Source organism: Bradyrhizobium stylosanthis (assembly GCF_001641335.1).
GTDB lineage: Bacteria > Pseudomonadota > Alphaproteobacteria > Rhizobiales > Xanthobacteraceae > Bradyrhizobium > Bradyrhizobium stylosanthis.
Map to the genome: position 1 here is coordinate 504,000 of NZ_LVEM01000003.1, position 15,471 is coordinate 519,470.

Below are 15,471 nucleotides of genomic sequence, written 5' to 3' on the forward strand. Positions count from 1 at the left end.
TTTCTTAAGTCGGCGGCTTGCCCAGCATGAGCCGCGCCGCCGTCAGATCCGCCGTCTCGAATCCTTCCGTGAACAGCTCATAGGTTGCGGCGAGTTCGCCGAGCGGCTTCTTGTCACCGCGTTGCTGCTTCAATCGGGCGAGCGACATCGCGGTGCGCAGCCGCCAGGACAGCGCGCCCTGCTGCTCAGCCAAAGCCAGCGACGCGGCAAAGCTGGCTTCTGCCGCATCGAGCTCACCGGCGCGCGCCTCGAGCTCGCCGCGCCGGCGCAGCAGCTCCGGCACGTCAAAGCCTCCACCGCCCTGCTCGACGCGGATAATGGTTTCGCCAATGACCTGAGCGCCCTCCTTAACGCGTCCGAGGGCGGCCAGCCCGTGCGCCAGGTCCGCGGAAAAGGCCGAGGCATAGAGCTCGTAGCGGTCCGCGTGCAGGCGGGCGAGCGCGGTCCGCAGCAGATCGATGCCGCCGGCCGCCTCGCCGCGCGCGATCATGGTCTGGGCCCGAAAGCCCGTCGCGACGGCTTCGTAGGGCGCAAGACCATGCATGTTCGCATGTGCCGCGAGGCGCTCGGTCATCGCCTCGACGGCAGCCCAGTCGCCGACCCAGCCGAACACCGAAGCGGACCAGCACAGCGCGATGCAATGCATCACCACGTCGCGCGGCGCGGCCGCGCCGACGAGCGGGCGGACACAGTCGAGCGCGCGGTCGGGAAAGCCGCGCAGCCACAGCACGCGCGCCAGCGGAATCTGCGGCGTGCGCGAATAGGCGAAATGTCCTGGCTGCGTCCCGCGCAGCGCCGCGGCGTCACGCACGCCCTCGTCGAGATGGGCCTGTGCCGCGACCTGGTCGCCGGCAAGATGATAGGAGACGCCGAGAAGGGCCTTGCTGCCCGCGATCCCCGCGGTGTCGCCGATCGTCCGCGCGATCCGCTCGGCATGGACGGCGGTCGGCACCAGATGCCTGTAATCGCCGGTGCGGCGGTAAAACATGTTCAGCCGCGACAGCAGCCTGAACGTGTTGGCGTGATCGCCCAACGCCTCCGCGATCTCGAGCCCCCGCCGCAGCGCGGCCTCGGCCTGCTCGCTATTGCGCTCCGTGAACATGAAGGCGTGGCCGAGCGTCGACTGCAGCTCCAGCTCCCACCTGCCGCCGCGGCCGGCGTCGTCAAGCGCAGCGAGCGCGCGGGCCGACCAGATGCGCGCCTCGTTGAGGAGATTGAGCTCGACGAACAGTCTGGCGCAGCTGCCGGCAAGCGGTACGCGCAGGGCGGCCCCGTCATTCCCGGCATGGCACCATTCCAGCGCCGCGCGGGCATCGGCGAGCAGGCTCGCGCGCTCCTGCAGGCGGGACGCCTGGTCGCCGGCCCCCTGCTCCATCATGCCGGCCTCGAGCGTGCGCTGGACATAGACGGCGTGACGGCGCGCGATCGCGTCCGCTTCGCCTGTGTCTGTCAGCTTCTGCATCGCGTAGGATCGCGTCGCATCGAGCAGGCGGTAGCGGCGCGACGCACCATCCGGCTGCGCCGACACCAGCGATTTGGCGACGAGCTGCTCCAATGCCTCGACGACGCGATCGGCCGTTGCGCCTTCATCCGCCGCGATCGCGATCGCCCCGTTGAGCGTGAAGGGGCCGGCGAAGATGGCGAGCCGCTGGAACACGATGCGCTCGCTTTCGCCGATCAGGCCAAAGCTCCAGTCGAGCGTCGCTCCCAATGTCTGCTGCCGCGGAGGCGCCGTCCGCCGCCCGCGCCATTCGAGCTTGAGCCTGGAGTCGAGCAGCCCGGCCATCTCCCGCAATCCATAGACGCCGACGCGCACGGCGGCGAGCTCGATCGCCAGCGCAATGCCGTCGAGCTTGCCGCAGATCTCGGCGAGGATTTCGGCATCCTCATCCGTGATGTCGCCGCGGTGCCCCGCGGCCGCGGCGCGATCGACGAACAGCTGCGCGGCGGGATAGTCCATCACCTCGCCGGCGCTGATGCGGACGCCTTGCGGCGGGCCCGGCAGCGGAACCAGTTCGAAGATCTGCTCGCCTTCCACCAGCAGCGATTCGCGGCTGGTGGCGAGGATGGCGACACCGGGGGCCTCGCGGTAGATGCTCTCGGCGAGGCGCGCGACCTCGTCGATGACGTGCTCGCAGCTGTCGAGGATCAGGAGCAGCCGCCGTCCGCGCAGGACGTTGACGATGCTGCCCGAGGGATCGTCATGATGCACGACGAGGCCGAGCGCGGCCGCGACCGTGCTGGCGACCAGCGCAGCGTCCTTGAGCGGGCCGAATTCGAGGAAGTGGACGTTGCCCTCGAAGGCCTGCCACATGTCGTGGGCGAGCGCGGTCGCGACGGTGGTCTTGCCGATGCCGCCCGGCCCCCGCAGCGTCACGAAGCGGTCGCTGAGGAGGCGCGCCGACAGTTCCGGCAGCACATCATCCCGACCGATCATCCGGTCCAGCCGATGCGGCAAAGATGGCGGCGGCGCCGTGCGTTCAGGGCTCGGCGCGGGCGCCGGCGCCGCTGCGCGCGTGCCACGCTGCACGGGCGCGACGAAGCAATAGCCCCGGCTCGGGATGTTGGTGATGTAGCGCGCACCGTCCTTGCCGTCGCCGAGCACCTTGCGCAGCTCGGCGACATGGACCCGCAGGCTGATCTCCTCGACCGCAAGCCCCGACCATGCGTAGCTGAGGATCTCGTTCTTCGGCACCACCTCGCCGGCGCGGCTGACGAGCAGGCGCAGAATGTCCATCGCGCGACTGCCGAGCTTGACGGGAGCGCCGTCCTTCTCGAGCAGCCGTGACCTCAGGGAAAATGGCCCGAACGAGACGGCCTCGAGATCGAGATTCGCTCCAGTGGCATTGCTGCGGGAGCCATGTCCTGCCGAGAGCCCGGTCACGTCCCGCTCATCCTGCCACCACGTCCAAATCCTCGAAATTCGCGGCGACTATAGCCGGCACCAAGGCGAGGTCCAGTGAAGGCAGGCCGCGAGCCCTGCACCGGCGCCTTGATCACACGCCATCTCGCGCGTCCTCCTCGCACCGCTGCGGCCAACGCAAGGAGTTGAAAAGTTTAACGAAGTCAGACCCCTGCGGCGGGCTGTCACACCATATGCGCTCGCACAAAATCTAACACATCCTAATCATCACTAACGAGCTTCTTGCAGGGTGCGCGCCTATCCTTCGAGCATGGAGAGCCTTCTGAAAGCCTAGTCGACGGCTTTGGGTTTGGGGGTTTGCCGGTCGCCACGAGCGACCGTGATGCAGAGAGGACGAGCGATGTTTACCGACTTGCAGGTGGCACATGCCTGGATTGGTCTTCAGGCGGGCCCGCGGGATCACCAGGTCCGTCAGGCACAGGCGATCCACAAGGAGAACGGATGGCGGCGGCTCGAGGGCGGCCTGGATGCCGCATTCGAGGACATCACGATTTCGCGATGGGAGGATTTGCGGGATTCCTCGTCGCATCAGGCTACGACGCCCGAGGACCGCTATTTCGTCGGCATCGCCCTGAAGACCACCCGCGCGAAATTGACGCGTGACCGCCAGGTCATCTTCGACGGGACGATGCCCGCCGGCACGCTCTATGTCAGCGCGCCGTCGAAGTCCCTCAGTGCGCAATTCCAGGCGCCCTGCGCCTTCCTGCACTTCCACATCTCCGCCGACCATTTGCCGGCGCAGTCGGTTGCAGGCGACGGGCTTCGCGATCTCCTCGGCGACCTCGTCCTGCTGCGCGACCCGCTGGCCGCCGAGCTCGCCAAGGCGCTGACCGATCATGGCGATGCCGCCGACCGCCAATTCGCGCGCTGTATCGGCCAGACACTGGCGATGCATCTTGCGCGGCTGGAGCCGCCGCGCGCGCGGGTCAACGCCTTGCCGAAATGGCGGCTGCGGCGCGTCGAGCAGCACATCGCCGATCATTTCGACCGCAGCATCAGCCTGTCCGAGCTCGCGAGCGTCGCCGGTCTTTCCAGGATGCACTTCGCGGCGCAGTTCCGTGCCGCGACCGGCTATCGTCCGCGCGAATTTCTGCTCAACTACCGGATCGAGCATGCAAAGACGCTGCTGGCGACGACCGGGCGGCCGCTGGCCGAGATCGCCCTTGCCGTCGGCTTCAGCACGCAGGCGCATTTTTCGACCGTCTTCAAGCGCATCACCGCCCAGTCGCCGGCGCGGTGGCGGCTCACGAGCAAGAGAGAGCCCTTTGAGATCGAGGCACAGCCGCGCCGCCGGCCTGCTGTGGACAGGGACTGGGCCGCAAGCGCGGCGGCATAGTCTGTCGTCTCGCGCGGAAGGAATGGACTACAGAATACGCAACTCGTTCGTCTCGCCTTCGGCGCAAGTGCCCTGCCACATGCGCCGGCTCGCGCCCTTGTCCTCCCGGGCCTCCGAGCCACTCGGGGCCGTCCTGCTCCCACACAGGGCGGCCCTTTTTCATGGCTGTTGACGGGGGTGGAGTTGCACTCACAGGCTCCACATCGTCATTCCGAGCACAGCGAAGCAATCCAGACTGCCAGCGCGGAAAGACTCTGGATTGCTTCGCTGCGCTCGCAATGACGGAGCAAGGGGCAAACGCCCCTACACCGGATCGAACGCCCGGATCGGCGGCAGATTGCCGGTGAACTTCTCCACCTCCACCGCCGTCAGCTGGCCCGTGCAGCCCTGCGCGAACGACGAAGTACCGATGTCGCGGGTGAGCACGTTGGGATTGCCGTGGACGCAGAGCGGCGCGTCGTCTTCGGGATCCATCGGATCGTACCAGGCGCCGGTCGGAAGCTGCACGACACCGGCCGCAATCCCGTCGGTGACGTGGACGGCGGCAAGGCAGGCGCCGCGCGCGTTGAACAGGCGGATGATGTCGCCGTCCTTGATGCCGCGCGCGTCGGCATCAACCGGGTTCATGCGCGCGACCTCGCGGCCGCGATGCTTTGCGCCGAGCGAATGTCCGCCGAAATCGAGCTGGCTGTGCAGACGCGTCACCGGCTGGTTGGCGACGAGGAAGCACGGCGCGCCGGGCTTGGGCGTGTCGGTCTTCTCCAGCCAGACCGGGTGGCCTGGACAATCCGCATCGTTATGGCCTGCGATCTTCTGTGAGAAAATCTCGATGCGGCCGCTCGGCGTCGGCAGCGCGTGATCGACCGGATCCTCGCGGAAGCGGCGCAGCCGGCCGCCGTCGTCGGGCTGCTGCGGCACGACCAGGCTGCCGCGGCGCCAGAATTCGTCGAAGCTCGGCGCCTCCAGGCCGCGCTTGGCGAGCGAGGCGCGGGTCGGCTCGTAAAGATGCTCCAGCCACTGCCGCGAGGTGCGTCCTTCGGTGAAGGGCTCGCGCGCGCCGAGTCGCTCGGCGAGATCGGCGAAGATGTCGTAGTCGTCGCGCGACAGGCCGAATGGCTCGGCGATCTCATGCATCGCGACCATCAGGGGATCGTTGGTGGAATAGCCGATGTCCTCGCGCTCCAGCGTCATGGTCGAGGGCAACACGATGTCGGCATGCCGCGCGGTCGCGGTCCAGGCGAGCTCGTGCACGACGAAAGTGTCGAGCTGCGCGAAGGCCTTGCGCAGGCGGTTGATGTCCTGGTGGTGATGGAAGGGATTGCCGCCGGCCCAGTAGACGAGGCGGATGTCCGGATAGGTGCGCGTCTCGCCATTGTAGCGATAGGTCGTGCCGGGATTGAGCAGCATGTCGGCGATGCGCGCGACCGGAATGAAATCGGCCACGCCGTTGCGGCCCTGCCCCAGCGTCGGTCCCGGCACGTCGTTGACGCGGCGGCCGTAATAGCCGATCGCACCCAGCGAATAGGCGTAGCCGCCGCCGGGAAGACCGATCTGGCCGAGCGCCGCCGCCAGCACCATGCCCATCCATACCGGCTGCTCGCCATGTTCGGCGCGCTGGAGCGAATGCGAGACGGTGACCAGCGCGCGCTTGCCGGCGGCACGGCGCGCAAGCTTGCGGATCGTCTCCGCCGCGACGCCGCAAATCGCGGCGGCCCATTCGGCGTGCTTTGCTTGCCCGTCGCTCTCTCCGTTCAGATAGCGCAGGAAGACGGGCCAGCCTTCGGTGTAGCGATCGAGGAAGGCCTGGTCGTGCAGGTTTTCCGCGACCAGCGTGTGGACGATGCCGAGCATCAGGGCGGTGTCGGTGCCGGGCAGGCAGGTCATCCATTCGGCGCCGGCCTCGACGGGAAGATCGTCGCGGAGCGGGCTGACCAGGATGAACTCGCAGCCGCGCCGGCGCGCCGCTTCCATGGCGCCGCGCTCGACATGCTTGCTGATCGAGCCGCCGGCCACCATCGAGTTCTTCAGCGCCATGCCGCCGAACGCCAGCACGATGTCGGTATGACCCGCGATCTGCTCCCAGGTGACGTTGCGCTTGGTGATGTCCTCATAGCCGCAGAGGATCTGCGGCAGCAGCACCGAGGACGCGCCCGAGGAGTAAGTGTTCACCGAGCGCACATAGCCGCCCATCGCAATGTTGAGGAAGCGATGCACCTGGCTCTGCGCATGATGGAAGCGGCCCGCGCTCGACCAGCCATAGGAGCCGCCGAACACGGCGCCGGGACCGCGCGTGTCGCGAATGCGGCCGAGCTCTTCACCGAGCAGGTCGAGCGCCTTCTCCCAGCTCACGGAGACGAATTCATCGCGGCCGCGGCGATCGTCCGGACCGGGCCCGCGCTCGAGCCAGCCGCGTCGGATCGCAGGCTGGGCAATGCGCGCCTGGTGGCGCAGCGCGCCGGGGAAATTGTCGATGATGCCGTTCGGATCGGGATCGCCCGCATAGGCCCTGACCTCGAGACCGGCCTTGCCCTGACGCGCGGAAAACACGCCCCAATGCGAGGTGTGCGGCTTGAAGCCGTCGGACAGGTCGAGGCCGGGGTCGGGGAAGCCAATCGTATCGTCCATCGTCTGATCCTTGTTCCGGTGCGGGACGCTGGTCGCTCCCACCGCGATCGGGGGTGGCAGTATACCGATCCATAGCCCGATGTCGTCGCGATCAGGGCCAGCGGAAATGCTGGGCTCCTGCGCGCAAGGACAACATCGATGGAACGCGCGACGGCCAGCGAAGGCCGTTTTCTCACGTATTACCAATGCATTACGGGCCACCACGATCCATCCGTCGGTTCGCGCCCGCGCTACATCTCTTCAAACGACAGCGGCATGGAAATGTGCGATATGCCGCTCGTTCCACAGGAGCATCGGTCTCATCATGATAAATCGCGTCTTGCCCTACGAAGGACTGCTCCACGAGGTGGTCGAGCACAACGGCGTGCTCTACATCGGCGGGATCGTCCCCGAGGACACCAGCCTCGACATGGCGGGCCAGGCCAACGACGTCCTCAAGCAGCTCGCGCAGCTGCTGAAGTCGCAAGGGTCCGACATCTCCCGGGTCCTGCAGGTGACGATCTTCATGACCGACCTGAAGGAGAAGGCCGCGTTCAATGCCGCCTGGAAGGCGCACTTCGCGGCAGCCCATCTGCCGGCGCGCGCCGCTGTCGGCGTGGCCGACCTCGGCCCGGGCGTCAGGCTCGAGATGACCGCCACCGCCGCGCGGCAATAGCGGACACCCAGCCCGGGCTCGCTCGGCGAGTCCCGGGTCAGTCCAGCTTGATCCAGACGCCCTTGGTTTGCAGATATTCGTCGAGGTGCTCGGTGCCACCCTCGCGGCCATATCCGCTCATCTTGTAGCCGCCGAACGGCATGGCGGGATCCAGCGCATGATAGGTGTTCACCCACACCGATCCCGCGCGCAAGCTGCGCGAGATGATGTGTGCCTTGCTCACGTCGCGCGTGAATACACCTGCGGCGAGCCCGTACGGCGTCGCGTTGGCGCGTTCCACGGCTTCGTCGAGGTTGTCGAACGGCAGCGCGGAAATGACCGGGCCGAAGATCTCGTCGCGGGCGATCTGCATGTCGTCGGAGACGCCGGCGAACACGGTCGGCTCGACGAAATTGCCCTTCGCGAGATTGCCTTCCCTGATGCGCCGGCCGCCGGCGACGACTTTCGCTCCCTCCGCGCGCCCGCTTTGCAGGAAGCCCTCGACCTTGTCGAGCTGGCGCTGGGACACGAGGGGCCCGATCTCCGTCGCGGGATCCGCGCCGTCGCCGATCTTCAGGGCCGCGGCAAACTTCCCTAGCCGCTCGACCAGTTCGTCATGAATGGCCCGCTCCACGAACAGGCGCGAGCCGGCGATGCAGATCTGGCCCGAATTGGCGAATGCGGCCATCGCGGCGATCGGCACGGCCTTGTCGAGATCCGCATCGGCGCAGACGATGACCGGCGACTTGCCGCCGAGCTCGAGCGACACGCGCTTGAGGTTGCCGGCCGAAGCGCGGATGATCGCCTGGCCGGTCGCGGTGGAGCCGGTGAAGACGATCTTGTCGACAGCGGGATGTTCGGCCAGCGGCGCACCGGCCTCCGTCCCCGTTCCCGTCACCACGTTGACGACGCCGGGCGGCACGCCGGCCTCGTTCATCAGATCCGCGATCAGCAGCGGCGTCAGCGGCGCCTCTTCGGACGGCTTCAGCACGATCGTGCAGCCGGTGGCGAGCGCGGGTCCGATCTTCCAGACCGATGCGGCCGTCGGCGCATTCCACGGGATGATGGCCCCCACCACGCCGATGGGCTCCTTGCGCGTGAACGAGACGATGTCGCCGGGAAGCGAATTGTCGATGGTGTGGCCATGGAGCGCGGTGGCCATGCCGGCGTAGTATCTGAGCATGCCGATCACGCGAAGCTTGTTCGCCCGCGTCCGCGCGATCGGCATTCCCATATCGGCCGTATCGGATTGGCTGATCTCTTCCCAGTGCTTCTCGAACAGGTCGGCGATCCGCAGCAGCAGCGCCTGCCGCTCGAACGGCTTGAAGCGGCTCCATGGCCCCGCAAAGGCCCGACGGGCCGCGGCGACGGCAAGATTGATATCGGCCGCCTCGCCGCGCGGGACACGGCCGATGATCTCGCCGGTCGCGGGATTGCGCGTCTCGAACACCTGCCCCGAACGCGCCTCCACCCAGGCACCGTCGACGAACATCTTCCGGGTTCGGCCATCGAGCGGAAATCGGATCTCGGCTTGTGTCATCGCAGTACTCCAGTCTCAACAGAGGCGATGGCCGGCGTGCCCCGCATCGTTCGTCACGCTTTCATAGCGGTGATTCCTCGCCTCGGGCAGGGTCTTTCGGGCGGCCCACGGCCGCTTTCGCGGGGGCGGCGGGGACTCGAGGAACATGCGGCAGACTGCTTCGTTGGCAACGACCAGCACCCTTGCCGGCGGGGACGAGGAGATGGCGCCCATCCATATCGGGACCTCGTGCCGGCATTAAGCGTCCGAGTCCATTTTCAATGACGTCCAGCTTCGATCATCTCAGCGACTCCAGCCTGTTGCGGCTCTATGAGGGCATTCGACAACAAGTCGAAGCCGACAGGGCACTTGGCGGCAGATACCGTCTGGTTGGCAAAGCCACCGAGCAGCGAGCCAAGGGCCTGCAGGCCGAACTCGCCCTGCGCGGAGTGAAATTCACGCCGATCATTTGGCCCTAGCTAGGGCCAGGTTGCGGGGAACCAGTTCGAAGCCGGCTCCCCCGCGAAAACGGCGGCGCGATCTTCGGTCGCCCTCGTTCCTTTGATTAGGAACCCCCGGGAGCACACCGAATTGTCAGGGCATAAATTCGGAGGAATTCGCATGGATGGGATCATCTATCTCGTCGGCTTGATCGTGATCATCATGTTCATCCTGTCGCTGTTCGGCTTGCGGTGACGATGATGGAAACGCTTGTTACGGCCGAAGACGCGACGCTGCGCGAGCAAGGGCGCGTGCCGCCCTGGAGCCTGCAGTGGACGCCGATCGTTGCCGGCGCCCTCGCAGCGTCGGCACTTTCCCTGATCCTGATTTCGTTCGCAACGGCGCTCGGGCTCGGTGTCGCCTCTGCCGCACCGACATGGCGCGACACGTCGTTTGCGCTGTGGTTGCTCTCGGGCCTCTTTCTGATCTTCCAAGCCCTGATCAGCTTCGGTTGCGGCGGCTATTTTGCCGGACGCGTCCGGGCGCCCTACACGTCGCTCAACGAGGAGGTCGCAACCCGCGACGGGATGCACGGTGTCGCCTCCTGGGCGCTCGCCGTCCTGATCGGCGCGATTCTGACGGCATTGGTGGCGTGGGCGGCGAGCAAGCCGTCATCGACGTTGCAGCCGCCGTCCGCTACCGAACCCTCGGTTCTGAGCTTCGAGCTCGATCATCTGTTCCGCGCGCCGCGTCGGCCACCGAATGTCGATCTGAGCGCCGAAAGAGCCGAAGCTGCGCGCGTCCTGATGACGTCCTCGAGCCACAACGGGGTCGCGCCTGAGGATCGCACCTATCTCGTCCAGCAGGTCACCGCCCTGACCGGCCTCACCGGCCCGGATGCGGAGAAGCGGGTCGATGTCACGATCGCGAACGCCAGGAGTGCCATCGCGAGAGCGCGCGCGGCGAGCATCATCCTCGCTTTCTCGGCCGCCGCGGCATTGCTGTTCGGAGCCGTCGCCGCATGGGCGGGCGCCGCAGCAGGCGGACGGCACCGCGACGGCCGGCCACTGTCCGCCTGGATGTTGCACTCGAACCGCTGGTCGAGCCACCCGGCGGAAACGCCGTCGTCCATGCCTTGAACGACGGCGATCAAGACCGACTTGCTCGCACTAGACTTGGGGCGCCTCCGGTTAGGGGGCGCCCCTCTCGTTCCTTCATCAGATCAGCTTCTGCCGCGCGAGCAACAATTGGAATTGGGTCCGACGGCTCACGTCGCATCGCGCAGCACGAGACGCGCGATGTTGAGCTGGTGAATCTGGCTGGTGCCCTCGTAGAGCCGGAACAGCCGGACATCCCTGTACCAGCGCTCGATCGAGGAGAGATCGGCGATGTAGCCGGCGCCGCCGAACATCTGGACGCAGCGGTCGGCGACGCGGCCGCACATCTCGGTCGCGAAATATTTGCACATGGAGGCTTCGAGCGCGACGTCCTCGCCGCGATCGCGCTTGCGCGCGGTCTCGAGGATCATCGACTGGGCCGCGAAGATCTCGGTCCGGCAATCGGCGATCATCGCCTGCACCAGCTGGTAGTTCGCGACCGGCTCGCCGAACTGGACACGACTGGTGGTGTGGCGGATGGCCATGTCGAGCATCCGGATCGCCGGCCCGGTCGACAGCGCGGCGAGGTGAATGCGCTGCTTGTTCAGCACCTTCGTGATGGTCTTGAAGCCCACGCCTTCGCGACCGCCGATCAGATTGGCGGCGGGCACACGGCACTGGTTGAAATAGACCGCACTCACGGGCGAACCCGCCTGCCCCATCTTGCGATAGGGCGTGCCGGTCGCAAGGCCCGTGCTGCCGCGCTCGACGATGAAGGCCGAGACGCCCGCCGCGCCCTTCGACTGCGGATCGGTCCGTGCCGTGACAGTGAAGACATCAGCGACGGGCGCGTTGGTGATGAAGCACTTCTCGCCGTCGAGAATGTAATGATCGCCCTCGCGGCGGGCGATGGTGCGCACGTTCGAGGCCTCCGAGCCGGCGTCGGGCTCGGTCACAGCGAGACAGCCGGTCCATTCGCCGCTGGCAAGACGCGGCAGGTAGGCCTGCTTCTGCTGCTCGGTGCCGTCGGCGACGATGCCTTCCGAACCGATGCCGGTGTTGGTGCCGACGCGGGCACGAAAGGCGACCGAACATTGCGACAGCTCCAACGCCGCCAGAACCAGCTCTTCGGTCGTCAGCCCTGCCCCGCCATAAGCCTCGGGAACGCTCCAGCCGAAGAAGCCTTCTTCGCGCATGATGGCGACGATGTCCGCCGGGACCTCGTCACCTTCCTCGACGCACGCCTCGGCAGGAATGGCAACGTCGCGGACAAACCGGCGGACGCGCTCCAGCAGCGCCTCGAAGGCGGCGGGTTCGCGGATCATGGCGAGAGCCTTCTCATTCCTGGAGCGCCTCCTCGCGGCGCGCGCGGATCGTCGGCAGCATGATCAGGACGATCGCAATGGCGGCCGCAGCCAGGAGGCTGGCCGAGAGCGGCGAGGTCAGCAGCACGGTGGCGTCGCCCCGCGACAGCACCATGGCGCGGCGGAAGTTCTCCTCGATGGCCGGGCCCAGGACCAGGCCCAGCAGCAGCGGCGCCGCCGGCAATTGCAACTTGATCAGGACGTAGCCGAACACGCAGAACAATGCGGCCTCATAGACCTCGAACGTTCCGCTGTTGATGGAATAGACGCCGATCGAGCAGAACACCATGATCGCGGGGAACAGATAGCGATAGGGAATGGTGAGCAGCTTCACCCAGAGGCCGACCAGCGGAAGGTTGAGGATCAGCAGCATCAGATTGCCGACCCACATCGAGGCGATCAGGCCCCAGAACAGGGTCGGGTTCTTGGTCATCACCTCCGGGCCCGGATGGATGTTGTGGATGTTCATCGCGCCCACCATCAGCGCCATCACGACGTTGGAGGGAACGCCGAGGGTCAGCAATGGAATGAACGAGGTCTGGGCGCCGGCATTGTTCGCGGATTCCGGCCCTGCAACGCCTTCGATGGCGCCCTTGCCGAACTGCTCGGGATGCCGCGACAGCTTCTTCTCCAGCGTGTAGGACGCGAACGACGACAGCACCGCGCCGCCGCCGGGCAGAACGCCGAGCAGCGTGCCGAGCGCCGTGCCGCGCAGCATCGCCGGCACCATGCGACGGAAATCGTCGCGGGTCGGAAACAGATTGGTGATCTTCTGCGTCACCAGCGAGAGCTTGTCGTCCTGCTCGAGATTCTTGACGATCTCGGCGAAGCCGAAGATGCCCATCGCCAGCGGCACGAAATCGAGCCCGTCGAACAGCTGGGGGATGCCGAAGGCAAAACGCTGGCTACCGCTGTTGAGGTCCGTGCCGACGAGGCTCAGCAGCATGCCGAGCACGACCATGCCGATGCCCTCGATGAAGGGCCCGCTCGACAGCACCGAGGCGAGGATCAGGCCGAGGATCATCAGCGCGAAGAATTCCTTCGGCCCGAACAGCAGCGCGGTCGCGGTCAGCGGCCCCGCGAGCGCTGCCAAAGCGAGCGTCGCGACGCATCCGGCGAAGAACGAGCCGATGGCGGCGGTCGCAAGCGCGACGCCGGCGCGGCCCTGCTTGGCCATCTGGTAGCCATCGATCGTGGTCACGACGGACGAGGACTCGCCGGGCAGATTGACCACGATGGCCGTGGTCGAGCCGCCATATTGCGCGCCGTAATAGATGCCGGCGAGCATGATCAGCGCGGCGTCCGGCTGCAGCGCATAGGTGATCGGCAGCAGCATCGCGATGGTCGCGAGCGGGCCGAGGCCCGGAAGCACGCCGATCAGGGTGCCGAGCAGGCAGCCAAGAAACGCGTAGAGCAGATTGGCGGGCTGGGCTGCTGTGGCAAAGCCGATCGCCAGATTGTGGAACAGATCCATCGACCGGCTCGCTCAGTTGAGAAGGGACGGCCAGACGGGCAGCGGCAGCCCGAGACCATAGACGAAGACGGCAAGGCACAGCACGATGAGCACCGCCGCATTGGCCAGGGCGCCCGCCCAGGTGAACTCGGGGCTAGCCCGGCTCGACACCATGATCAGGACGAACAGCGCGCCGACCAGGCCGAGCGGAAACAGGAGGGCACCGAACAGGATGACGGATCCCGTGATCCAGGCGAGACCTTTGAAGTCCCATTTGCGCAGCGCCTCCCGGCCCGCAGCCGGCGTCATCGCGCCGAACATCACGACAAGTCCGATGGCGGCGAGCACGATCGCAAGCAGGCGCGGGAAATAGCCCGGCCCCATCTTCGCGGCCGTGCCTGCAGGGTATTGCAGCGCCGTCACGAAGAAGAAGATCGCAAAGGCGAGAAACAGGGCGCCGGAGGCAAAGGCCCTGTGATTGCGGATTGCCAATCCCTTCATTCCGATCCTCCCTCCTCGTCCTTCGGGGAGCCCTCCCCGAGCGCCTCCATCAGAACCGGCACGCCGAGGGCGCAGGCGTGTACGCCGAGATGCGCGCTCATCTGCAGCACCTGGCGGATGTCCCGCTGGCCGATGCCGAGCCGCAAGGCCCGCCTGATCTGCACGCGCAGCCCTTGCGGGTTGAGCGCGGTGAAGCAGGCGTTCAACGCAAGCGAGATCAGGCATTGCGAGCGCAGGTCGAGACCGTCGCCGCCAGGCCGGTGGGCGAGGAGATCCAGCAGGACGGCGAAATAGCCGGGATCACACCGCAGCCATTGCTCGCAGAAATCCGGCCAATCGCCGAATTGCGCGATGTAGGCATCGCGCAACGCCTGCTGCTCTTTCGTGAGCTCGGCATGATCGGCCTGAAGACCCGCGCTCGCCAGCTCCTCGGCAAGGATGCCGATGCCGACATTGCAGCCGTCCAGCCCCTGCATCGTCGCGAGGCGAAACACGTCGACGATCTCCCGCGCCGTGGCGCCCTCCTTCAGTGCGATGCGAAGGTGCAGCGCGAGGCCGGAGCGGAACAGATGCGTCGCCGATACGTCGAGCGCGACGTAGATCAGCTCGCGCATCTTGGCCGACAGCGGTCCGTTCTCCGCGGAATAGCCGCCGTATTTGCCGTAAGCTTCCAGAAACGCCGGATCGAACCGCAGCAGCCCCTCGGTCCAGGGCCGCCAATAACCGCGCGCCTTGATATAGGCTTGCTTCAGCGCCTGCTGTTCCGGCGTCAGGACGGACATCGCGCTTGTCCCGTCAGGCAATGTTTGTGAGGGTGATGCCGCCGTCGACGGTGAGCACCTGCGCCGAGATGAAGCCGGCCTCGTCACCGGCGAGGAAGCAGATCGCCTTGGCGATGTCGTCGACCGTGCCGAGCCGGCCGAGCGGCGTACGCTCGACCCGGCGCGCATCGAGCTCGGCATTGCGGTTGCGCATCGTTCCTTCGGTCGGGATCGCCGAGGGCGCCACCGCGTTGACGCGGATGTTGCGCGCGCCGAGCTCAGCGGCGGCCGCCCGCGTGACGCCCATGACGCCGGCCTTGATGCCGCTGTAGACGATGCTGTTCTTGGCCGAGATTAGGCCGGCGACCGAGGCGACATTGACGATGGCGCCGCCGCGCTCGGCGTCCATGACCTCCGCGGCGGCCTGGATTCCCCAGATGATCGCCTTGAAGCCGATGTTGAGCATGCGATCGACGGTTTCCGGAGCAATGTCCGGAACGGATTGATAGCGCACCCACGCCGCGTTGTTGACGAGGATGTCGAAACGCTTCTGACCTTCCGCCAGTCCAAGCACGGCCTGCCGCATGCCGTCGCGGCTGGCGACGTCCTGCGTGACGGCAACGGCGCTGCCGCCTGCCGCCTTGATCGCCGCCACGGTGCTGTCGACGAATTCCGGCTTCAGATCGTTAATGCCGACGATGGCGCCGCGCGCGGCGAGCTTGAGCGCGGTCGCGCGGCCGATACCGTTTCCGGCGCCGGTGACGAGTGCGACGCGGCCTGCGAGCGTCTGATCCCTGGTTTCGGTCATGGCTGTCTC

At 66.8% G+C, this 15,471-nt stretch carries 12 protein-coding genes; 4 read left to right on the plus strand and 8 right to left on the minus strand.

What is annotated here, in order from left to right:
* Nucleotides 1–4: 4 nt before the first annotated feature.
* The gene (locus tag A7X65_RS22125; protein WP_082885021.1) at nt 5–2,884 is read right to left on the minus strand and encodes an ATP-binding protein; all 2,880 of its coding nucleotides are present in this window, start codon (nt 2,882–2,884) and stop codon (nt 5–7) included.
* Nucleotides 2,885–3,263: 379 nt separating this feature from the next.
* Here A7X65_RS22125 and A7X65_RS22130 point away from each other — a divergent pair, with 379 nt between their 5' ends.
* A complete protein-coding gene (locus A7X65_RS22130) occupies nt 3,264–4,259 on the plus strand; it encodes a helix-turn-helix domain-containing protein (RefSeq protein ID WP_063688700.1) in 996 nt (331 codons plus the stop codon).
* Nucleotides 4,260–4,562: 303 nt separating this feature from the next.
* Here A7X65_RS22130 and A7X65_RS22135 read toward each other — a convergent pair whose 3' ends face one another.
* Nucleotides 4,563–6,884, minus strand: a complete 2,322-nt coding sequence (locus tag A7X65_RS22135; protein WP_063688704.1) for a molybdopterin guanine dinucleotide-containing S/N-oxide reductase — start codon at nt 6,882–6,884, stop codon at nt 4,563–4,565.
* Between the two features lie 304 nt (nt 6,885–7,188).
* On the opposite strand from A7X65_RS22135, the gene A7X65_RS22140 reads away from it, so the two are divergent.
* The gene (locus A7X65_RS22140; RefSeq protein ID WP_063688707.1) at nt 7,189–7,539 is read left to right on the plus strand and encodes a Rid family hydrolase; all 351 of its coding nucleotides are present in this window, start codon (nt 7,189–7,191) and stop codon (nt 7,537–7,539) included.
* A gap of 37 nt (nt 7,540–7,576) precedes the next feature.
* On the opposite strand, the gene A7X65_RS22145 is transcribed toward A7X65_RS22140, so the two are convergent.
* On the minus strand, nt 7,577–9,058 hold the full coding sequence (locus tag A7X65_RS22145) for an aldehyde dehydrogenase family protein (RefSeq protein WP_063688710.1): 1,482 nt from the start codon (nt 9,056–9,058) through the stop codon (nt 7,577–7,579).
* A gap of 260 nt (nt 9,059–9,318) precedes the next feature.
* Between A7X65_RS22145 and A7X65_RS22150 the strand changes: the two genes are divergently transcribed.
* Nucleotides 9,319–9,516 (plus strand): hypothetical protein, encoded by a 198-nt coding sequence (locus tag A7X65_RS22150; RefSeq protein WP_063688713.1) that lies wholly within the window; start codon nt 9,319–9,321, stop codon nt 9,514–9,516.
* Nucleotides 9,517–9,738: 222 nt separating this feature from the next.
* Nucleotides 9,739–10,617 (plus strand): hypothetical protein, encoded by an 879-nt coding sequence (locus A7X65_RS22155; RefSeq protein WP_063690700.1) that lies wholly within the window; start codon nt 9,739–9,741, stop codon nt 10,615–10,617.
* A 128-nt stretch (nt 10,618–10,745) separates the two neighbouring features.
* On the opposite strand, the gene A7X65_RS22160 is transcribed toward A7X65_RS22155, so the two are convergent.
* The 5 genes from A7X65_RS22160 to A7X65_RS22180 are packed head-to-tail and all read right to left on the minus strand — an operon-like array spanning nt 10,746 to nt 15,462.
* Nucleotides 10,746–11,900 carry an acyl-CoA dehydrogenase family protein gene (locus A7X65_RS22160; protein WP_063688717.1) on the minus strand — a complete coding sequence of 385 codons (1,155 nt, stop codon included), beginning with the start codon at nt 11,898–11,900 and terminating at the stop codon, nt 10,746–10,748.
* 13 nt (nt 11,901–11,913) lie between these two features.
* Nucleotides 11,914–13,413, minus strand: coding sequence for a tripartite tricarboxylate transporter permease (locus A7X65_RS22165; RefSeq protein WP_063688719.1), 1,500 nt, complete (start codon nt 13,411–13,413; stop codon nt 11,914–11,916).
* A gap of 12 nt (nt 13,414–13,425) precedes the next feature.
* Nucleotides 13,426–13,893, minus strand: coding sequence for a tripartite tricarboxylate transporter TctB family protein (locus A7X65_RS22170; protein ID WP_082885022.1), 468 nt, complete (start codon nt 13,891–13,893; stop codon nt 13,426–13,428).
* Nucleotides 13,890–14,675: a carboxymuconolactone decarboxylase family protein gene (locus A7X65_RS22175; RefSeq protein ID WP_063688722.1), complete on the minus strand. Its 786-nt coding sequence runs from the start codon at nt 14,673–14,675 to the stop codon at nt 13,890–13,892. Before A7X65_RS22175 ends, A7X65_RS22170 begins: the two co-directional genes overlap by 4 nt.
* A 13-nt stretch (nt 14,676–14,688) precedes the next feature.
* Entirely contained in the window at nt 14,689–15,462 is a 774-nt protein-coding gene (locus tag A7X65_RS22180) for an SDR family NAD(P)-dependent oxidoreductase (protein ID WP_063688725.1), read from the minus strand.
* Nucleotides 15,463–15,471 lie beyond the last annotated feature (9 nt).